Source organism: Citrobacter sp. Igbk 17, from assembly GCF_028069775.1.
Taxonomy (GTDB): Bacteria; Pseudomonadota; Gammaproteobacteria; order Enterobacterales; family Enterobacteriaceae; genus Citrobacter.
The window spans coordinates 101,647-122,192 of the sequence record NZ_JANEWI010000004.1 but is presented as its reverse complement, the minus strand read 5'-3'; the positions used below and the strand labels follow the sequence as shown (position 1 = coordinate 122,192).

Sequence of the window (20,546 nt, the reverse complement as noted above, 5' to 3'; positions counted from 1 at the left end):
AGTCGGGCAGGTGCGGTAGGTTAAAATATGTATTTGATGGAATAAATGATGCCATCCTGAAGGAAAGACTCCCCCAGTTTATTATCGGCGTAGCGATATTGAATTCCTGCAGTCAGGTGCGGTGTCGCATTCCACCACAACGCAAAGGCACCGTTGATGCCGTCTTTGCCGCCGTTTCCTGCTGCGTAGGTTGCTGCGCGGTCAAATTCGTACTCATTCCAGTTCGTGACGGAAAACGTCTCACTGCCTAACAGGAAGCTATAGCCTGCAACCCAGCCCATCACATAACCATTATCTCCGGTGTAATATGTCTGGTCAGTGTAGCGTTTGGCAAAGAAGGGTTTAAACCAGTAACCGTTGCCAGTGAAGTTATACCCTAACCCATAGAGAAACATGTCATCATGAAAATTAGCACGTTCAGGTGAGCCATAGGTGCCGTAGGCATGAAGATAGAGGTTTAACCCTGTATCACCTAAATAGATACGGTTGGTATTTTTGAAGGTGTAGCGCTGTTCACTGCCGGGTTTAGCGTGGCGGCCATTGTAGAAGTTCTCCCAGTCGAAGAATCCATACATTTCTCCCCAACTAAAATTTGCGCCACCTTCAAGTTCAAGATAACCAAAATCATCTTTGTGTGATTTCTTACTGGTTTTTTCTGTGGTATCGGATGTCCAGTCCAGGTAATGCAGACCAATATCGGCGAAGCCGCCTTTAAATTCAGCCTGTGCCAGTTGAGGTAAGGTTAATGAGGTTGCTAAACTTATTGCGATAAGTTTTTTATTCATTGAGTGTTCCATCTGCCAAATAATAAATGCACTGAATATTTGTGCGTAATTTATAATTGCTGCCAGGATGCAGCTGTTCTTATGTTATTTGTGTAAAAGATGGCTCGTCCAATATTTAAATGTTGATAATTGATAGGCATTGGATCTGAATTAATAAAGGTCAATCTATATAAAATCGATATTGAATTATGCAGGAAACGGTATTGGTAAGGTTCATGTGATTCCCGCTATAAACGAAGGGTGTCAGATTTCATTCAATTAATAAGCCCTTAGAAGGACATATCATGAGCCACTCTTTCTCGCAAAATCCCTGGTACAGTGCTGATATTATTCGTAGCTATAAACCCGACTTTACCCCACGTGTCGCCTTTATTCTGGGGTCCGGTCTGGGCGCGCTGGCTGAACAAATTGAAGGTGCTGTGGCTATCTCGTACGAAAAGCTGCCGGGTTTCCCGGTGAGTACCGTCCATGGGCATGCCGGAGAACTGGTGCTTGGTCATCTGGCAGGGGTCCCGGTAGCTTGCATGAAAGGGCGCGGCCATTTTTATGAAGGCCGTGGTATGGCGGTAATGACTGACGCCGTTCGCACGCTGAAATTACTGGGTTGCGAATTGTTGTTCAGCACTAATGCCGCGGGATCTTTACGTCCTGAAGTGGGGCCGGGGAGCCTGGTTGCACTACGCGACCATATCAATACGATGCCGGGTACCCCGATGGTCGGGCTAAATGATGAGCGTTTTGGCGATCGCTTCTTCTCATTGGCGAATGCTTATGATGCAGATTACCGCGCCATTCTCCAGACCGTTGCGGCAGATGAAGGATTCCCGCTCACTGAAGGCGTATTTGTTTCTTATCCTGGACCGAACTTCGAAACAGCAGCTGAGATTCGCATGATGCAAATTATTGGCGGCGATGTGGTGGGCATGTCTGTTGTACCTGAAGTTATTGCTGCTCGCCATTGCGACCTGAAAGTTGTGGCAGTATCAGCGATTACCAATCTGGCGGAAGGATTGGGTGATGTAAAACTGTCCCATGAGCAAACACTGGCAGCAGCCGAACTTTCTCGTCAGAACTTTATCAATCTGATTTGTGGTTTCTTACGCAAGCTGGCCTAAATACACAATAACAATAGCCCCGCATCAGGGGCTTTACCCTACGGCAAGGAATAAAAAATGGGTATTATTTCCCGATTAAAAATTATGTCGTTTTTGCAATATTTTATCTGGGGTAGTTGGTTGGTAACCCTGGGTTCATACATGATAAACACCTTACATTTTACGGGGGCCAACGTTGGCATGGTATACAGCTCCAAAGGCCTGGCGGCGATTATCATGCCTGGCATTATGGGGATCATTGCCGACAAATGGTTACGCGCGGAACGTGCGTATATGCTGTGCCATCTGGTCTGCGCCGGTGTGTTGCTGTATGCCACAACCGTCACGGATTCGGACACGATGTTTTGGGTCATGTTAGTCAATGCCATGGCCTACATGCCGACGATCGCATTATCGAATAGTGTTTCCTACTCTTGCCTGGCAAAAGCGGGTCTGGACCCCGTCTCATCATTTCCACCCGTACGCGTTTTTGGCACCATCGGGTTTATCGTGGCTATGTGGACAGTCAGTCTGATGGGGCTGGAATTGAGCAGCGCACAGTTGTATATCGCCTCCGGTGCATCGTTGCTGCTTGCGCTTTATGCTCTCACGTTGCCGAAAATTCCGGTTGCAGAGAAAAAAGAATCAGCAACACTTGCCAGTAAGTTGGGACTGGATGCGTTTGTTCTGTTTAAAAACCCGCGTATGGCAATCTTCTTTTTGTTTGCAATGATGCTGGGGGCGGTACTGCAAATTACCAACGTCTTTGGTAATCCGTTCCTGCATGATTTCGCCCGTAACCCTGAGTTTGCCAATAGCTTTGTGGTGCAATATCCTTCAATTCTATTGTCGGTTTCTCAGATGGCAGAAGTCGGCTTTATCCTTACTATCCCGTTCTTTCTCAAACGCTTTGGCATCAAAACGGTGATGCTGATGAGCATGCTGGCGTGGACGTTGCGCTTTGGGTTCTTTGCGTTCGGCGATCCTTCTCCGTTTGGTTTTGTGCTGCTTCTTATGTCGATGATTGTCTACGGCTGTGCGTTTGATTTCTTCAACATCTCAGGTTCGGTGTTTGTGGAGCAGGAGGTCAGTTCCAATATACGTGCCAGTGCACAAGGGCTGTTTATGACGATGGTGAATGGTGTTGGTGCATGGGTAGGTTCGATTTTAAGCGGTATGGCCGTCGATTATTTCTCTATTGATGGCGTAAAAGACTGGCAAACCATCTGGCTGGTATTTGCTGCTTATGCACTGGCGCTGGCGGTTGTATTCGCATTGTTCTTTAAGTACCAGCATCATCCAGAAAAGTTGGCGACTAAATCATTGGCACATTAATTTATATATCACTGGCGAGTAAATACTCGCCAGTTTGCTTTATAAGCGACAGTAATACGTAAAGAAATAATTCCCTTTCAGGGTATTGAGGCTGACAATGGCACATTATTAATTTTACGCTATATATCTATTTTCATACCTGTCTTTTCCCAACGTACTCTCTATTATCTGTATGCATATCGGATATCTGGTCGTTAAAACTCTTTTTTATCAGGTAATGTGGTAAATTCCAGACCTTATCCCTCATTCATGGAGTGCAACAGTTATGGAACGTGCCCATCGTATTGATCTGAAGTTATTGCGTTATTTCCTTGCTGTTGCAGAAGAACTGCATTTTGGTCGGGCTGCTGCCCGGTTGAATATGTCGCAACCCCCTTTGAGTATTCATATCAAAGAACTTGAACATCAACTTGGCACTTTGCTGTTCATCCGTCACTCCCGTAGTGTTGCGTTAACCCATGCAGGGACTATTTTGATGGAGGAGTCCCGCCGTTTGTTAGCCAGCGCCAATCAGGCATTGGCACGCGTAGAGCAGATTGGTCGTGGTGAAACAGGGCGAATTGAACTTGGTGTTATCGGTACGGCAATGTGGGGAAAAATGCGCCCGGTCATGCGGCGTTTTTTGAAGGAAAATCCCAACGTTGAAGTGCTATTTCGCGAGTATATGCCGGCAATGCAGATGACGATGCTGGAGCGGCGTGAGCTGGATGCAGGAGTATGGCGGATGGCGACTGAACCTTCGCCTGGATTCACCAGCTTGCGTTTGCATGAGTCCTCTTTTCTGGTAGCGATGCCAGAAGAGCACCCACTGGCCGCGCTTGCAGCGATACCATTGGAAGCGTTACGGAACGAATATTTTGTCACGATGCCTTCCGTTCATACTGACTGGACATTTTTGCAGCGTGTTTGCCTGAGCGTCGGCTTTACGCCAATGATTATTCGCGAGGTGAGGGAGCCGCAAACGGTACTGGCGATGATCAGTATGGGGATTGGGATTACCTTAATCGCAGACAGTTATGCGCAGATGAACTGGCCGGGAGTGGTGTTCCGCCCGTTAGAGGAACGTATTCCGGCGGATTTGTACATTGTGTACGACCAACAACAGGCAACGCCCGCGCTGGAGAAACTGGTAGTGGCATTGACGATGTGATGTCTGTGCCGGATGGCGACTAACGTCTTATCCGGCCTACGCGTGTAGTCTGTAGGCCTGATAAGCGTAGCGCATCAGGCAAGACCCGAACCAGCTGCAGGTTCGAATTGTTAAATTTTTCGCATAGCAAAAAGGCGCCTTTAGGGCGCCTTTTTACATTGGTGGGTCGTGCAGGATTCGAACCTGCGACCAATTGATTAAAAGTCAACTGCTCTACCAACTGAGCTAACGACCCGAAGTGGTGGGTGATGACGGGATCGAACCGCCGACCCCCTCCTTGTAAGGGAGGTGCTCTCCCAGCTGAGCTAATCACCCACTTCGGTACTTCATTTTATTGTAAGAAATCCAGCTGGCGAGAAAGTGGTGGGTGATGACGGGATCGAACCGCCGACCCCCTCCTTGTAAGGGAGGTGCTCTCCCAGCTGAGCTAATCACCCACTTCTCAATTTCTTACTTTACACGGCGGAGACTACTTAAAGTAGTTGGTGGGTGATGACGGGTTCGAACCGCCGACCCCCTCCTTGTAAGGGAGGTGCTCTCCCAGCTGAGCTAATCACCCCCGCTGTGTGGAGTCGCATTATAGGGAGAGTTGAAAATGAGTCAACGCATTTTCTAAAGAAATTGTTCGTTCGTCGTAAATTTAAGCAAAACGATCGCAAAACAATCCATGCCGCATGATTTGTATACGAAAATGGCAAAGCGTGATGTTCCAACCTGAACAACATTGAGGAATCAGACCACAGTGATAGAATACCAGCCTGATAATCTTCCCAGGATTTGCCGGTTGTCGGCATCTTTATAAACGTAAGGCCATTTCATGAAAATCAAAACTCGCTTCGCGCCAAGCCCGACAGGTTACCTGCACGTCGGCGGTGCGCGTACTGCTCTTTATTCCTGGCTTTTTGCACGTAACCATGGCGGTGAGTTTGTACTGCGTATTGAAGACACCGATCTCGAACGCTCCACTCCGGAAGCTATTGAAGCCATTATGGATGGCATGAACTGGCTGAATCTGGAGTGGGATGAAGGCCCGTATTTCCAGACTAAACGTTTTGATCGTTACAATGCTGTCATCGATGAGATGCTGGAAGCAGGTACGGCATATAAATGCTATTGCTCCAAAGAACGTCTGGAACAGCTGCGTGAAGATCAGATGGCAAAAGGTGAAAAACCACGTTACGACGGTCGCTGCCGTCATAGCCATGAACACCACGCGGATGACGAACCTTGCGTCGTACGCTTTGCGAACCCGCAGGACGGGTCCGTTATTTTTGATGACCAGATCCGTGGGCCGATCGAATTCAGCAACCAGGAGCTGGACGACCTGATCATCCGCCGTACTGATGGTTCCCCGACCTATAACTTTTGCGTTGTGGTTGATGACTGGGATATGGAAATCACCCACGTCATTCGTGGCGAAGACCATATCAACAACACCCCACGTCAGATCAACATCCTGAAAGCGTTGAACGCACCGGTCCCGGTTTATGCTCACGTATCGATGATCAACGGCGACGACGGCAAAAAACTCTCTAAACGTCACGGTGCGGTCAGCGTCATGCAGTATCGCGACGACGGCTACCTGCCAGAAGCGTTGCTGAACTATCTGGTACGTCTGGGGTGGTCCAGCGGCGATCAGGAGATCTTCACCCGTGAAGAAATGATCAAACTGTTCTCTCTCGGTGCGGTGAGCAAGTCTGCGAGCGCGTTCAACACTGAAAAACTGCAGTGGCTGAACCACCACTACATTAATGCACTGGCACCAGAATATGTGGCGACACATCTGCAGTGGCACATCGAGCAGGAAAATATCGATACGCGTGTTGGCCCGCAGTTGTCTGAGCTGGTAAAACTGCTGGGTGAACGCTGCAAGACGCTGAAAGAGATGGCGCAGAGCTGCCGCTACTTCTACGAAGACTTTGCTGAGTTCGATGCCGATGCAGCGAAGAAACACCTGCGTCCGGTTGCCCGTCAGCCGCTGGAAGTGGTTCGCGATAAACTGGCTGCTATCAGCGAATGGACCGCGGAAAACGTGCACCACGCGATTCAGGCAACCGCTGATGAGCTGGAAGTGGGTATGGGTAAAGTCGGGATGCCGCTGCGCGTAGCCGTAACCGGTGCGGGTCAGTCTCCTGCGTTAGACGTTACGGTGCATGCGATTGGTAAATCTCGCAGCATTGAACGTATTAACAAAGCGCTCGCGTTTATTGCTGAGCGTGAAAGTCAGCAGTAAGACAGGTTAAGAGATAAAAAAACGGCAGGCGCATAGCCTGCCGTTTTTTTTGGTATTTATTCAGACTCATCAATGCCCAGACGGGTCAGGAAAGTGCGAATACCTTCGCGCGAAATATACATCGCCAGCTTTTCCTGTTCCGTTGGCGACATGTTATCCAGTGCGCTGATTATCTGACGGCAGGCGTGACTGCGAACCACGTGTGTATACTCGGCAATAGGTTCTTCTGCCTGATAAAATTCCGGTACCTTGCGAAAAGCTGGAATGTTGAGAAGAAACTCTCGGACGCCGGCATCAATATGAATAAGCCTTGCGCGACCACCTTTAACACCGGGAAATTTTTCGGTTGTCCAGTTTTGCTCTCTGATCCAACGATTGACGGTTTGTTTGGCGACACCGAGACATTCAGCCAGCTCTTCGGTGGTCATTTTACTGCGTAATTTTTTCATATTATTTGTTGTCGCGAATCCCTAAGCGTTGTAACAAACCCGTAATGCCTTCACGCAGGATCAGCGACGTAAACATTTTCTGTTCTGATGGCGTCATTTCTTTGGCGAGTCTTATCAGTAGAGCTTCGATGGAGGTGTCACCTGATAAAGATAAATTATCTGATAAGCCTTCCGCTGAACGCTCAGCGCTGCGAATGTATTCACGAACTTGTTCGGTAACGTGAACCAGACGGGCTTTACCGCCCTGAACGCCTGGTTTGGGTGAGGTAGCCCAACCTTCCTTGCGCACCCATTTATTGATGGTCTGTCGGCTGTATCCGGTCAGATTAGCAAGTTCTTCTGGCGTCATCCGTTCCTTGAACATAACGATTCCCTGAATAGTCGTGGGGTTAATTAGTGGCTCATTTTATAGCACCATTTTAGTAGAAACCGTGACGCGTTTAACTACTGAATGCGAGTTGTTGCGCAATGTTCTTCATTTGCCTGCTTTTTCAGCGATTGAATTCTATGAGTTAATTTTGCCGTTGACACACGCGAAGGGAATTCATATGATGCCGCCCGTCAACTCGACAAGCTTTACGTGACGGGGCTATAGCTCAGCTGGGAGAGCGCTTGCATGGCATGCAAGAGGTCAGCGGTTCGATCCCGCTTAGCTCCACCAAATTTAATCCCAATGAATTTGGTACGTAAACGCATCGTGGGGCTATAGCTCAGCTGGGAGAGCGCTTGCATGGCATGCAAGAGGTCAGCGGTTCGATCCCGCTTAGCTCCACCAAAATTGAAACCCTCGCTGAAAAGCGGGGGTTTTTCGTTTCTGTATCCTGTCCGTTCTTACCCTATATCCCTTCGGTTTGCTGAATAGCAGGCATAAAAAAGCCGGGGAAAATCCCCGGCATTTTTACAACGATATTGTCTTACACTTACAGTACCAGTGCTGCAATGGAAGCAGACAGTACGCTGACCAGCGTAGAACCGTATACTAGTTTCAGACCAAAGCGGGAAACCACGTTACCTTGCTCTTCGTTCAGGCCTTTAATTGCACCTGCAATGATACCGATAGAAGAGAAGTTCGCGAAGGAAACCAGGAATACAGAGATAATGCCTTCAGCGCGCGGAGAGAGCGTAGAGGCGATTTTCTGCAGGTCCATCATTGCGACGAATTCGTTGGAAACCAGTTTGGTTGCCATGATACTGCCCACCTGCAGCGCTTCGCTGGACGGCACACCCATCACCCATGCAATCGGGTAGAAGATGTAACCCAGGATGCCCTGGAAGGAGATGCTGTAGCCAAACCAACCGGTAACGGTAGCGAACAGGGCGTTCAGGGCAGCGATCAGCGCGATGAAACCAATCAGCATTGCCGCAACGATAATCGCAACTTTGAAGCCTGCCAGAATGTATTCACCCAACATTTCGAAGAAGCTCTGACCTTCGTGCAGATTGGACATCTGAATATTTTCTTCGCTGGCATCAACGGTATAAGGGTTGATCAGTGACAGAACAATAAAGGTGCTGAACATGTTCAGAACCAGCGCAGCAACAACGTATTTTGGTTCCAGCATCGTCATGTACGCGCCGACGATAGACATGGAAACGGTAGACATCGCCGTTGCTGCCATGGTGTACATGCGGTTGCGAGACATTTTACCGAGGATATCTTTATAGGCGATAAAGTTCTCGGACTGACCCAGGATCAGGGAGCTAACGGCGTTGAAGGATTCCAGTTTGCCCATACCGTTCACTTTGGATAACAGGAAACCAATCGCGCGGATGATAACCGGCAGAACACGGATATGCTGCAAAATACCGATCAGGGCGGAAATGAAGACGATTGGGCAAAGCACTTTCAGGAAGAAGAATGCCAGGCCTTTATCATTCATACTGCCGAAGACAAAGTTAGTCCCTTCATTAGCGAATCCGAGCAGTTTTTCAAACATCTCGGAGAAGCCTCTTACAAAGCCCAGGCCGACATCAGAGTTCAGGAAGAACCATGCCAGTAACACTTCGATAACAAGCAATTGAATAACATAACGAATGCGGATTTTTTTACGGTCACTGCTTACCAGCAGTGCGAGTACCGCAACCACGGCAAGGGCCAGGACAAAGTGAAGAACGCGGTCCATATTTGCTCCAAATTTGAGGCAGATTTAGTTTTCGTGCACATTCTATGTAACAACAGTAAAGAAAACGAGATCAAACACACACTATAATAAGGACCTGTGACGAGATTCAAAATTAGTGATCGGTGATACACTTCCGTTATGTTTAGTATGGAAGTGAAAAGTTATGTCACTGTGCTAATCTCATAACAATAATCAAACATCTTACCGGCATTTCCAAATTTCTTACCGTTCCATAGACAAACGCTATCAGAGAAATCAACTTCACCCATTAAAATGAATTTGATAATCATTCTCAATAGGCGTAGCTTGAAACATAGCAAAGGCTATGTTTCTGAGGCACTAAAATGACTAACGATCGCGTTGAGAGTAGCAGTGGACGGGCAGCGCGCAAGTTGAAGCTCGCATTAATGGGACCTGCGTTCATCGCGGCTATCGGATATATCGATCCCGGTAACTTTGCTACGAATATCCAGGCGGGGGCTAGCTTTGGCTACAAACTGCTGTGGGTTGTGGTCTGGGCAAACCTGATGGCAATGCTGATTCAAGTGTTGTCGGCCAAGCTTGGCATTGCCACCGGCAAAAACCTGGCGGAACAGATCCGTGATCACTATCCTCGTCCTGTGGTTTGGTTTTACTGGGTACAGGCCGAAATTATTGCGATGGCGACCGATCTTGCAGAATTTATTGGCGCTGCGATTGGCTTTAAACTCATCCTTGGCGTTTCGCTGCTGCAGGGGGCTGTGCTCACGGGTATTGCGACATTTTTAATTCTGATGCTGCAGCGTCGCGGGCAGAAACCCCTGGAAAAAGTGATCGGCGGTTTGTTGCTATTCGTGGCCGCGGCATACATTGTCGAGCTGATCTTTTCCCAACCGAACCTTGCGCAGCTTAGCAAAGGAATGGTTATACCAAGTCTGCCCAATTCTGAAGCGGTGTTCCTGGCGGCCGGTGTGCTTGGCGCTACCATCATGCCGCACGTCATTTATCTGCACTCCTCCTTAACCCAGCATTTGCACGGTGGTACGCGCCAACAGCGTTACGCAGCGACGAAATGGGATGTGGCTATCGCCATGACGATTGCCGGATTTGTGAATCTGGCGATGATGGCGACCGCAGCAGCCGCGTTTCACTTTAGCGGGCATACCGGTATCGCAGACCTGGACCAGGCCTATCTGACGCTTGAACCGCTGCTGAGCCATGCTGCTGCTACCGTATTTGGTTTAAGCCTGGTGGCAGCAGGGCTTTCCTCTACCGTGGTTGGCACGCTGGCGGGGCAGGTGGTTATGCAAGGTTTTATCCGCTTTCATATCCCGCTCTGGGTGCGTCGTAGCGTCACCATGATGCCGTCATTTATTGTGATTCTAATGGGGCTTGATCCCACCCGGATTCTGGTGATGAGTCAGGTATTACTCAGCTTTGGTATCGCCCTGGCGCTGGTACCGCTACTGATTTTTACCAGCAACAGCCAACTGATGGGGGATTTAGTTAATAGTCGTTGGGTGAAACAGGTAGGCTGGGTGATTGTGGTGCTGGTCGTGGCACTGAATATTTGGCTGCTCGTCGGAACCGTGCTCGGATTGTAACAGGGCTTTCATCTGCTGTGGTTACCCGGTCAAGCCGGGTAACCCTCATGATTATTTTTTATTTAAGTGGCTACGGTATGTATCAAGTACCACTGCAACGATTATCACGGCTCCTGTTATAAAACGTTTTGTCGGCTCGCTTGCGCCAATTTGCGCCAGTCCCGCTGCCAGAACGGAAATAATCAACGCGCCAAGAAACGTACAAATAATAGAGCCACGTCCTCCCATCAGGCTCGTGCCACCAATCACAACGGCGGCAATCACCTGTAGTTCCATGCCAACGCCGCTATTGGGGTCGGCGGCTTCAAGACGGGCAACCTGAAACAGCGACGCCAGACCGGATAATCCCCCCATCAAAGCAAAGACTGCGATCTTATAAGGACCCGGATTTATACCTGACAATCGAACGGCTTCTTCATTGGTGCCAATACCGATCAAATGGCGACCAAATACGGTTCGCGTCAGCACCAGATGCCCAGCGACAATGACAACGATCGCGATAATAAAAGAAGGGGAGACGCCAAAGAGAATGGGGTCGGCTAAATAATCATAAATAGAACCGATATACGCGGTCCGCGAGTCAGTTAACTGATACGCTGCTCCGCGGGCCATTTCCAGAACGCCCAGTGAGACGATAAACGCCGGAATACGCCAGGCAACGGTAATCAGGCCCGTTAGCGCCCCAACGAATGTGGCGAGTGCTACGCCTGAAAGCGCGGCCAGCCAGGGCGTCCAATGAAAATTTAAATGGGTGACGCTGACGACCGCAGCAGCAAGCGCCAGCAACGATCCAACGGAAAGGTCGATGCCGGCAATGATTAAGATAAATGTCATCCCCACCGACATGACGATTAAATCGGGGATCTGATTCGCAATAGTGCTGAAAGTGTTCATGCTCCAGAAATGAGAACTGAGGCATGAAAATAGGACGATCATTGCGGCTAACGCTCCGAGCAACCCGATATAGCTACTTAGACCTTTCCATGACGTCGGTGTATTTCGTTTCTCTGCTGCCGCTTGTTTTGTCGCAAAATTGTTTTTCATTTTTTATCCCCGGCTACTCGCTGACAGTCTCTTCTGAATGCTGATAGGCCGAAAATGCAGCCGCTAAAATGCGATCCTGGCTCCAGTTATCACGTGTAAATGTGTTCACTAACTTGCCATCGGAAATGACCGCAATACGATCACAAACCAGCATCAGTTCGCGCAGGTCGCTGGAAACGACAACAACGCCTTTTCCCTTCGCCGTTAACGTATTCAGTAATTGATAAATATCTTGCTTGGCACCTACATCAATACCGCGAGTCGGCTCATCAAATAAGACGACTTCACAGTCTCGTTCCAGCCAGCGGCTAATGAGAACTTTCTGCTGGTTACCACCTGACAGGCTTTCCACGGCCTGTGAGGTGTTCGTTGTACGAACGCCTAAATTGTTGATGTGCTTATTCGCTAATGTGGTTTCACTCAATGTGTTAACGACCGACAGATGGCTAATTTTGCCGCTGTTACCCAACGAGATATTTGCGGCAACCGACTGTGGTAGCAGAAGCCCTTCACCTTTACGATCCTCAGTGACTAAGGCGATACCGTGTCGGATAGCTTGTGCAGGCGAACGGATCACCACCGGTTTTAGTGGAGTGCCAATCAGTAATGTGCCACTGTCTATTTTGTCCGCGCCAAAAATAGCGCGTAGCAGCTCTGTCCTGCCAGAGCCGACCAGGCCACTAATGCCGAGCACTTCGCCACTGTGCAAGGTAAACGACGTGTCGCGAATGATTTTCCCACGCTTAAAATTTTCCACTTTCAGGATGGGCTGACCTGCCTGGCGTCCACTTAAATCAAATGAACTTTCTAAATCGCGGCCGACCATCAACGAAACAAGTTGATCGCGGGTATAACGTTTAATATCGTCCACGCAAACCAAATGACCATCACGTAGCACCGCGATGTCATCGGCTATCATCGCAAGCTCATCCAGTCGGTGAGAAATATAAATTATTGAAACGCCTCGGGCTTTGAAGAGCGCTATTTGTTTAAACAGCAGTTCGACCTCACGACTACTAAGCATGGCCGTCGGTTCATCCAGAATCAGTACCCGGCTTTCACCAATCAGGTTTCTGGCGATTTCGATCATCTGTTGGTGACCAATACCCAATTCGCCCACCAGCGTATTTGGATCGACTGATTGCAGCCCAACCATTGCCATTACCGGACGGGCCATTTCTGCTAGCTTTTTTCGATCGATCCAGCCGAATCGATGCGGAAGTTGTTCGAGAAATAAATTTTCTGCAACCGACAACGTAGGCAGTAAATTGAGTTCTTGCATAACCATGCGAACACCCAGCTTTTCTGCATCTTTTCGGCTCGCAGGTGCGTAAGGCTGCCCCTGATAAACCATTTTCCCGGTCGTTGCGTTGGTTAACCCGCCAATAATTTTTGATAACGTACTTTTCCCGGCACCGTTTTCTCCCGTCAGGGCCAGTACTTTTCCTGGATATAATGCTAGCGTCACATCCACCAGAACAGGTTCACTGTAGGTTTTACCTACCCCCTGTATTGTGAGGATTTCTTGCCCACTTTTCATATTCTGGCCTTATCCGGTAAGCCGCTCTGATACTCAATTGATGGCAGTACCACAGCGGCGCACTGTAATCCGCTTATTGTTTGACGATCAGTTTTATTGGTGTTTCTACGTTGCTGGAGAGCTCACTCTGTTTTTTGCCATTTTTTAAGGCATCAAGGGCGGCATCAATACCAAATACAGCTTGTTGAGAGGCAAATTGGTCCGCGGTTGCTAAAACACGACCGTCATTTAACATAGGCTTAATCGCTTCGATATTGTCATAGCCGACAACCAGAACCTGTCCTTTTTTCCCGGCAGAACGGATGGCGGAAACGGCACCTAATGCCATATTATCGTTATCGGCTAACAGTGCTTTGATATCAGGATACTCACTTAACATTGCCGCAGCGACCGCATTGGCGTTGTTAATTTCCCACTGGCCAGATTGAACAGAGACGACTTTCATACCGCCCTGCGCCATTGCATTTTGGAAGCCCAGAGTACGTTGCTGAGAGTTGCTGGAGGTAGGGATGCCCTCAATAATACCAACCTGATCGCCGGCCTTAAGATGCTTCGCTAAATAATCGCCAATTTCTTTTGCACCTTTTTGGTTATCCGGGCCAACAAAAGGAATATTCAGGTTTTTATCTTTAAGTACACCGTCATCAAATTTGTTATCAATGTTGATGACAATAATACCGGCATCAATTGCCTTCTTAATGACTGGTACAAGGGCTTTCGAATCTGATGGTGCAATGATAATCGCATCGGCTTTTGAGACAATCATTTGTTCAACGATCTGGATTTGATTTGCCGTATCTGTTTCGTTTTTGATGCCGTTAGAAATCAAATCAAACTTGTCGGCATTTTTTTTCTGATACTCTTTTGCTCCGGTTTCCATGGTCAGGAAAAACTCATTTGCCAGTGATTTCATCACCAGCGCGACTTTAGGTTTATGCGTCTGAGTATCGGCGGCAAAAGCAGGGGCGGTGAACGTGGCGGAAAGCGCTAAACCGACTGTGGCACCGATAACACGATAAAACATTTTATTTTTCATGAGATTATCCTATAGGTGTAGGGGGCTGAATGATGCTCTAAACAGCTACTGCATACGATGATAAACAAGTGAATTGTTGGGCATGTTTGATGCACCTTTACGTTCAACTTTCAACGAGGCAAACGCAGAAGCATACTGCGCTGCATTGATGAGTCCTTTACCGTTTGCAATGCATGCAGCCAGTGCCCCGGTAAAGGCATCGCCTGCTCCACTGGTATCGACCACGGCTGATTTATAGGCAGGAATATGCGTGAAAACTGTGCCATCAAAGATCAGACAACCGTCGCTACCTAACGTGATAATGACGCATTTTGCGCCTTGCACATAAATGCTCCTGGCGGCATTTTTGGCCGAATAGATATCAACAATGTTGATACCAGATAACGCTTCAGCTTCAATTTTGTTCGGTGTAATAATGTCAATTAAATGCAATATTTCTTTGATCTCTGAAACATAAGGCGCCGGGTTCAGGACAACCAGCGATTTTCCGAGTTTTGCCTGCATGATAGCGAAACGCGTGATTGGAAAATTATTCTCCAGCTGAGTTAAAAAAACTTTGCAATTACGGATGGTATCAATATCCAATAGAATATCTTCCTGGGTAAATGTTTCATTGGCCCCAAGATCGATACTGATCATATTGTCACCCGTGGCACCTGAAACCCATACCATTGCAATGCCCGTGGATGACATTTCATTTTCAAAAAAAGAAAAAGAAGAAATTTCAGTATTGGTTAAATATCTTTTGGCTTTTTTGGAAAACTCATCAGCTCCTAACTTAACGGTAAGATGAACATTGTTATTGATTTTAGCCGCGGCAACCGCCTGGTTTGTGCCTTTTCCTCCGGCATAAAAACGGGTTGCAGAGGCTCGGATGGTCTGGCCAATCTGAGGAAATGTCGTCGTTTCAGAAACAATATCGATATTAAATGAACCAAGTATGTAAATGCTATCATCTATATAGCTATTTTTTTTGGCATGAGCAGAAACCGATACAATTTCTTTGTGGCTTTTGAACCCATTCAATATGGTGTTGGTGAAAGACTGTTCAAATAATGATTCATCAGATGCGCTTTTTAAGCGTGCACCACCATGAAATAACGAGAAAAGGCTATTCTGACTTAATTCATTTAAGTCATTACGGATCGTGCGAGTTGTGACAGATAATTCCTTTGCTAATTCGCTAACATAAACCTTTTTATCGGTTACTAACTTAACCCGAATGGCCTTTTGTCTTTCTTGTTTTTTCATTAGCGCTCACCCCAGGTTTTATAATATTAAATTAATGTTAATATTTATCGCGCAAAGTTCAAAAAAAACACGATAAATAGGAATTTTTTTTTCCGATTTTGCGAATTTGTGAAATGAACAGGAAATTTACGGGAAAACAGGGGAGAGCGGATGTGGCTGCTTGTCATCTGGCGATTGGCAAAGCGTGATGCAAAAAGGGCCTGGGTATAGACACAGGCCCTGGGTAACTCGATGATTTGTGTGAACAATACTCCCCGCATGATGGGGATTTGTTACATTAATGGCGGTGCCCGTGGCCACGTCCACGCCCGCGATGGTCATCGCGATCGTTCCAGCCTTCACGATAGCCACGCTCATAAGCTTTGCGCTTATCCCAGCCGCGATGATAGCCGTTGTCATGACGCCACCAACGATTTTTGCGCCATTCATAATTATGGTGCCAGTAATCCCGGTCACGCCAGCGCCCACCGTCCCAGTAGTTGCCGTAGTTATCGCGATCGCCAATTTGTAATTTAATCGACGGCAGCAGGGTGATTTCGCCAGCGTTTGCGGCCAGCGGTGCAAAAGCCAATAAGACTGCCGCCAGAATCAGTGACCTGAACATTCTTTCTCTCCTTCACGATCGAGCCGTAGCCGGCCTGTTAACGTAATATTACGGGGCAGTAAAGCCCCGTTTCATCGCCTTAACTCTTAAATCGTCAGAGAGCGCACTTTTTGTTAATAAATGTGTCTTTATTTCCATCAACCCAGGATGGCGTCGATCTCCGCACACTCTTCGGCAGAGAAATGACGGTTTGCCAGCATGCCAACGGCATCTTCAATTTGCGCAGGTTTGCTGGCGCCAATCAGTACTGACGTCACTTTATCATCGCGAAGAACCCAGGCTAACGCCATCTGGGACAGTTTTTGTCCCCGGCGCCCGGCCAGCGCATTAAGGGCACGGACTTTTTCCAGTTTTTGTGGGGTGATCTGGTCTGGGTTGAGAAAACGACTGGCGCTCGCTGCCCGGGAATCCGCCGGAATACCGTTCAGATAGCGGTCAGTTAATTGCCCGCCAGCCAGCGGGGAAAAGGCGATGCTGCCAACGCCTTTTTCCTGCAAGAGTGACAGCAGTCCCCCCTCAACCCCGCGCTCAAACATGGAATATTTCGGCTGGTGGATGAGACACGGTGTCCCTAAATCATCGAGTATTTCGATCGCCTGCCTGGCGAGATCCGCAGGATAATTAGAGAGTCCTACGTACAACGCTTTCCCCTGACGCACAATATGATGCAGCGCGTTCATGGTTTCTCTGAGCGGTGTTTGGGGATCGGGGCGGTGATGATAGAAGATATCAACATACTCCAGCCCCATACGTTTCAGACTTTGATCGAGGCTGGCAATCAGGTACTTGCGCGATCCCCAGTCACCGTAGGGACCTTCCCACATGGTATAGCCCGCTTTGGTCGAGATTATCAGTTCATCCCGGTACGATAAAAAATCTTCCTGCAGGATGCGACCGAAGTTTCGTTCAGCCGAACCCGGCGGCGGGCCGTAGTTATTCGCCAGATCAAAATGGCTGATCCCCAGATCGAAGGCGTGCTGTAATAAGTCCCGGCTGTTTTCGACCTGAGTGGTGTCACCAAAATTGTGCCACAGACCCAGGGAGACAATCGGCAGTTTAAGGCCGCTCTGACCGCAGCGGCGGTATTCCATTGTGTGATAGCGATTTTCGTTAGCCTGATAAGCCATGTCGCCTCCTTCCAGAATATATGTGCCTTTCAGTGTATACGGTTACACAATCGATTCTTCAAGGACATTTTGATCGTCAAAACTGTACACCCTGCTTTCCACCTCCTTCGCAGCGACATTCCTGGACAGTCATCACAGTTCTTCGATACTCAACATGAGGTTACCGTCAGAAGGATAGCTGTCATGCAAACCCCGTATTCCGTTGCTGATTATCTGCTGGACAGGCTGGCAGGCTGTGGCATTGACCATCTGTTTGGTGTGCCGGGCGATTACAATTTGCAGTTTCTTGACCACGTCATTGACCACTCAAGCGTGCGTTGGGTCGGGTGTGCGAATGAATTGAATGCGGCGTATGCCGCGGATGGCTATGCCAGGGTAGTTGGAGCGGGAGCGTTGCTTACCACTTTTGGCGTGGGCGAGTTAAGCGCAATTAATGGTATTGCCGGAAGTTACGCGGAATACGTTCCTGTCCTGCATATTGTCGGGGCACCATGTCGCAGCGCTCAGCGTCGTGGCGAGTTAATGCATCACACCCTCGGCGATGGTGACTTTCAGCATTTCTACCGTATGCAACAGTCAGTGACGATAGCCAGTGCAGTGCTGGATGAACAAAATGCCTGCTATGAAATTGACCGCGTGTTGCAGGCGATGTTAACGGAAAGACGACCGGGTTACCTGATGCTACCTGCTGATGTTGCGAAACAACCCGCCACACCACCGAGTGACATACTTATTGTTCCCTTGAGCGAGCCGGAAAGTAGTGTAGCTGCTGCGTTTCGCTATCATGCGCGTGAGCAGTTACTGGACAGTTCGCGCGTGTCGCTATTAGCCGATTTTCTCGCGCTACGCTTTGGCTTGCAGCCCGTTTTACAACGCTGGATGACGGAAACGCCGATGGCTCACGCCACGCTGTTGATGGGCAAAGGATTGTTTGACGAGCGACATCCGGCGTTTGTGGGCACATACAGTGCGGGGGCCAGCAGTGATTATGCGCGCCAGGCGATAGAAGATGCCGATACGATTATTTGTGTCGGCACCCGGTTTGTTGACACGCTGACCGCCGGGTTTACGCAAAACTTACCTCTCGAGCGAATGATTGAGGTTCAACCCCATGCATCGCGGGTTGGGGGAAGCTGGTTTAACATCCCGATGGAACAGGCGGTTACTACGCTACGGGAACTGTGCCTGGAAATGTCGTTTTCGCTTCCGCCTGAACGTCCTTGTGCCGGGCGTCTGCAGGTTGAGAAAGGCCCTCTGACGCAGGGAAATTTCTGGCATACGGTGCAACAGTATCTGGCCCCCGACGATATTATCCTTGTCGATCAGGGGACCGCAGCATTTGGCGCAGCTGCGCTGTCACTTCCTGCCGGGGTGGAAGTACTGGTCCAGCCGTTGTGGGGGTCAATCGGTTACGCTTTGCCTGCTGCATTCGGGGCGCAAACAGCCTTCCCGCACCGTAGGGTGATCCTGATTATTGGCGATGGCGCGGCACAGCTCACCATTCAGGAGTTGGGAACCATGCTTAGGGACGGGCAAACACCTGTTATTTTGCTGCTCAATAATGACGGTTATACCGTGGAACGAGCCATTCATGGTGCGAACCAACGATACAATGATATAGCCGGATGGAGCTGGACGCTGGTGCCGCAGGCGCTAAGTCGTGAATGTCAGGCGGAATGCTGGCGCGTGAAGCAGGCTGTCCAACTGGAAGAGGTTCTGGCTCGTCTGGCAAAACCGCAACGCCTCTCGTTGATAGAAGTGGTGTTGCCGAAAGCTGACCTTCCCGAACTCTTGCGCACGGTGACCCGTGCGCTGGAATCCCGCAACGGGGGGTAGCTATTTATCGGGACGGTCAGCAATCATCATTGGTTTTCCGGCTAATAGCAGCCAGGCCGGAAGCATGACGATGCACAACAGCGGTAGTAGGGTGGTGTCCGGCACCACCACTGCCGCCATAAACAGGCTCAGCCATGCATCACGAGTGACGACCAGTACCAATCCCAGAATGGCGCAGGAGACCGTAATCGCGGCAGGAACGGCTTCGACATGGGCGTGCAGCATCAGCCCCAGCGCGACGCCAACGAATACCGCAGGGAAAATCCGCCCACCGCGAAAACCACTCGCAGCAGCCACGACCAGCGCCGCCAGCTTTATCACCGCCAGCATGAAATAGTCCGAGGCTCCCAGCGTCTGGCTAAATGCCATTTGCTGCATCTCATCCAGGCCCTTAAACAGAGTCAGTGGTCCTCCGATAACACCCAAAATACCGAGGATAAAGCCTCCCGCGCCGAGGATCAGCACCGGGTGTTTCAGGCGATGTATCAGATGGTGCAAACGAGGCAGGCACCACACGGCCACCATCCCCGCCGCGATAGCAATGGCCGCAACGACCGCGCCACTGAAGATATCGACCAGATGCATCTGCGTATAGTGCGCGATAGGCAGCGAAAAGTGGGGATGAAAGAACAGGCTGGTGGTAAGTGATCCTGCCGCGGCGGCCATTAACGGTGCGAACAGACGGTCCCATAAGGGGACATCGTTGGAGCTGTTCAGCGTTTGTGAAAAGACCAGCGCAGCGGCAACCGGGGTACCAAATAGCGCCCCGATGGTGCCAGCAGAGGCGAGGATGGTCCAGTCCAGCTTCGCAATTCGCGGAAACATGCGGCTACCCATCGCCACTGCCAGCGCAATGTTAACGGTCATGATGGGGTGCTCTGGACCCAAACTGACACCCCCTGCGAGGCCAATAATCAGGGCGGCCAGCAATCCTGGCAACGCAGAGGTCGAGACGGGCATACCGATTAAGGGTTCGCAGGCTGGGTCAGGGCCAGCATGACCATGACTGTAGCGGATGATGAGCCCGACCATGACCCCGGTAAGCGTGAGCATAGCAATAATCCAGAATGGAGAATCCTGGGCAATACCGATGCTTATGGGCAGACGTTCCCACAAAAATTGCTGTAAAACGGAAGCCACTTTCATCACAGCAATCAGCACCAGACTGGACGCTACCCCAATCAGTAACGCAGGCGTTGATAGCAAGAGCATCGTTCTGGCTCGCGGATGGAGCATTTTCTATTCCTTAATGCAGAGTCATAGACGTAGTTTGCACAGCCTGCCCAACGGCATCGCTGCAAATGGTGCTGAAACGATAAAGTAATTCTGTGACCTGGATCGATATTCCACGGGCAT

Annotated in this window: 18 protein-coding genes and 6 tRNA genes; 9 read left to right on the top strand and 15 right to left on the bottom strand. The window is 49.4% G+C overall.

What is annotated here, in order from left to right; translation table 11 throughout:
* Nucleotides 1-20 precede the first annotated feature (20 nt).
* Nucleotides 21-785, bottom strand: a complete 765-nt coding sequence (locus NNO08_RS04000) for a nucleoside-specific channel-forming Tsx family protein (protein ID WP_271440198.1) — start codon at nucleotides 783-785, stop codon at nucleotides 21-23.
* Between the two features lie 284 nt (nucleotides 786-1,069).
* On the opposite strand from NNO08_RS04000, the gene xapA reads away from it, so the two are divergent.
* The 3 genes from xapA (at nucleotide 1,070) to NNO08_RS03985 (ending at nucleotide 4,364) form a co-directional block, all read left to right on the top strand.
* Entirely contained in the window at nucleotides 1,070-1,900 is an 831-nt protein-coding gene (gene xapA, locus NNO08_RS03995; RefSeq protein ID WP_271448565.1) for a xanthosine phosphorylase, read from the top strand.
* Between the two features lie 57 nt (nucleotides 1,901-1,957).
* Nucleotides 1,958-3,214 carry a nucleoside permease gene (locus tag NNO08_RS03990; RefSeq protein ID WP_271456226.1) on the top strand — a complete coding sequence of 419 codons (1,257 nt, stop codon included), beginning with the start codon at nucleotides 1,958-1,960 and terminating at the stop codon, nucleotides 3,212-3,214.
* A gap of 265 nt (nucleotides 3,215-3,479) precedes the next feature.
* Nucleotides 3,480-4,364 carry a LysR family transcriptional regulator gene (locus NNO08_RS03985; protein WP_271456225.1) on the top strand — a complete coding sequence of 295 codons (885 nt, stop codon included), beginning with the start codon at nucleotides 3,480-3,482 and terminating at the stop codon, nucleotides 4,362-4,364.
* A gap of 159 nt (nucleotides 4,365-4,523) precedes the next feature.
* Here the strand turns inward: NNO08_RS03985 and NNO08_RS03980 are convergent.
* The 4 genes from NNO08_RS03980 to NNO08_RS03965 all read right to left on the bottom strand — a co-directional run bounded on the left by NNO08_RS03980 (nucleotide 4,524) and on the right by NNO08_RS03965 (nucleotide 4,923).
* A tRNA-Lys gene (locus NNO08_RS03980) sits at nucleotides 4,524-4,599 on the bottom strand.
* Between the two features lie 4 nt (nucleotides 4,600-4,603).
* Nucleotides 4,604-4,679 (bottom strand) — tRNA-Val (locus tag NNO08_RS03975).
* Between the two features lie 46 nt (nucleotides 4,680-4,725).
* Nucleotides 4,726-4,801 (bottom strand) — tRNA-Val (locus NNO08_RS03970).
* 46 nt (nucleotides 4,802-4,847) lie between these two features.
* Nucleotides 4,848-4,923, bottom strand: a tRNA-Val gene (locus NNO08_RS03965).
* A 258-nt stretch (nucleotides 4,924-5,181) separates the two neighbouring features.
* On the opposite strand from NNO08_RS03965, the gene gltX reads away from it, so the two are divergent.
* Nucleotides 5,182-6,597: a glutamate--tRNA ligase gene (gene gltX / locus NNO08_RS03960; protein ID WP_271440202.1), complete on the top strand. Its 1,416-nt coding sequence runs from the start codon at nucleotides 5,182-5,184 to the stop codon at nucleotides 6,595-6,597.
* Between the two features lie 56 nt (nucleotides 6,598-6,653).
* Here gltX and NNO08_RS03955 read toward each other — a convergent pair whose 3' ends face one another.
* Nucleotides 6,654-7,046, bottom strand: a complete 393-nt coding sequence (locus tag NNO08_RS03955) for a MerR family transcriptional regulator (RefSeq protein WP_271440203.1) — start codon at nucleotides 7,044-7,046, stop codon at nucleotides 6,654-6,656.
* Between the two features lies 1 nt (nucleotide 7,047).
* Entirely contained in the window at nucleotides 7,048-7,410 is a 363-nt protein-coding gene (locus NNO08_RS03950) for a YfeC-like transcriptional regulator (RefSeq protein ID WP_003028277.1), read from the bottom strand.
* A 221-nt stretch (nucleotides 7,411-7,631) separates the two neighbouring features.
* On the opposite strand from NNO08_RS03950, the gene NNO08_RS03945 reads away from it, so the two are divergent.
* Both NNO08_RS03945 and NNO08_RS03940 read left to right on the top strand, forming a co-directional pair.
* Nucleotides 7,632-7,707 (top strand) — tRNA-Ala (locus tag NNO08_RS03945).
* A gap of 38 nt (nucleotides 7,708-7,745) precedes the next feature.
* Nucleotides 7,746-7,821, top strand: a tRNA-Ala gene (locus NNO08_RS03940).
* Nucleotides 7,822-7,966: 145 nt separating this feature from the next.
* Here NNO08_RS03940 and nupC read toward each other — a convergent pair.
* The gene (nupC, locus tag NNO08_RS03935) at nucleotides 7,967-9,169 is read right to left on the bottom strand and encodes a nucleoside permease NupC (RefSeq protein WP_048210997.1); all 1,203 of its coding nucleotides are present in this window, start codon (nucleotides 9,167-9,169) and stop codon (nucleotides 7,967-7,969) included.
* Between the two features lie 273 nt (nucleotides 9,170-9,442).
* On the opposite strand from nupC, the gene NNO08_RS23150 reads away from it, so the two are divergent.
* Nucleotides 9,443-9,517: a hypothetical protein gene (locus NNO08_RS23150; protein ID WP_418219455.1), complete on the top strand. Its 75-nt coding sequence runs from the start codon at nucleotides 9,443-9,445 to the stop codon at nucleotides 9,515-9,517.
* Nucleotides 9,514-10,752, top strand: a complete 1,239-nt coding sequence (locus tag NNO08_RS03930; protein WP_048210998.1) for an Nramp family divalent metal transporter — start codon at nucleotides 9,514-9,516, stop codon at nucleotides 10,750-10,752. Before NNO08_RS23150 ends, NNO08_RS03930 begins: the two co-directional genes overlap by 4 nt.
* Nucleotides 10,753-10,803: 51 nt before the next feature.
* Here NNO08_RS03930 and NNO08_RS03925 read toward each other — a convergent pair whose 3' ends face one another.
* From NNO08_RS03925 to mgrA, 6 genes are all read right to left on the bottom strand, one after another.
* Nucleotides 10,804-11,796, bottom strand: coding sequence for an ABC transporter permease (locus NNO08_RS03925; protein ID WP_271456224.1), 993 nt, complete (start codon nucleotides 11,794-11,796; stop codon nucleotides 10,804-10,806).
* Nucleotides 11,797-11,809: 13 nt separating this feature from the next.
* The gene (locus tag NNO08_RS03920) at nucleotides 11,810-13,336 is read right to left on the bottom strand and encodes a sugar ABC transporter ATP-binding protein (protein ID WP_271456223.1); all 1,527 of its coding nucleotides are present in this window, start codon (nucleotides 13,334-13,336) and stop codon (nucleotides 11,810-11,812) included.
* A gap of 73 nt (nucleotides 13,337-13,409) precedes the next feature.
* Entirely contained in the window at nucleotides 13,410-14,372 is a 963-nt protein-coding gene (locus NNO08_RS03915; protein WP_137384263.1) for a sugar ABC transporter substrate-binding protein, read from the bottom strand.
* A gap of 45 nt (nucleotides 14,373-14,417) precedes the next feature.
* Complete coding sequence (locus NNO08_RS03910) at nucleotides 14,418-15,623, bottom strand: PfkB family carbohydrate kinase (protein WP_271456222.1); 1,206 nt, start codon at nucleotides 15,621-15,623, stop codon at nucleotides 14,418-14,420.
* 277 nt (nucleotides 15,624-15,900) lie between these two features.
* On the bottom strand, nucleotides 15,901-16,227 hold the full coding sequence (gene ypeC, locus NNO08_RS03905; protein WP_005122377.1) for a DUF2502 domain-containing protein YpeC: 327 nt from the start codon (nucleotides 16,225-16,227) through the stop codon (nucleotides 15,901-15,903).
* A gap of 137 nt (nucleotides 16,228-16,364) precedes the next feature.
* Entirely contained in the window at nucleotides 16,365-17,354 is a 990-nt protein-coding gene (mgrA, locus tag NNO08_RS03900) for an L-glyceraldehyde 3-phosphate reductase (protein WP_271456221.1), read from the bottom strand.
* A 183-nt stretch (nucleotides 17,355-17,537) separates the two neighbouring features.
* On the opposite strand from mgrA, the gene NNO08_RS03895 reads away from it, so the two are divergent.
* Nucleotides 17,538-19,190 (top strand): alpha-keto acid decarboxylase family protein, encoded by a 1,653-nt coding sequence (locus NNO08_RS03895; protein ID WP_271456220.1) that lies wholly within the window; start codon nucleotides 17,538-17,540, stop codon nucleotides 19,188-19,190.
* Here the strand turns inward: NNO08_RS03895 and NNO08_RS03890 are convergent, their stop codons facing one another.
* Complete coding sequence (locus tag NNO08_RS03890; RefSeq protein WP_271440210.1) at nucleotides 19,191-20,426, bottom strand: ion channel protein; 1,236 nt, start codon at nucleotides 20,424-20,426, stop codon at nucleotides 19,191-19,193. It lies immediately after the preceding gene.
* Nucleotides 20,427-20,546 lie beyond the last annotated feature (120 nt).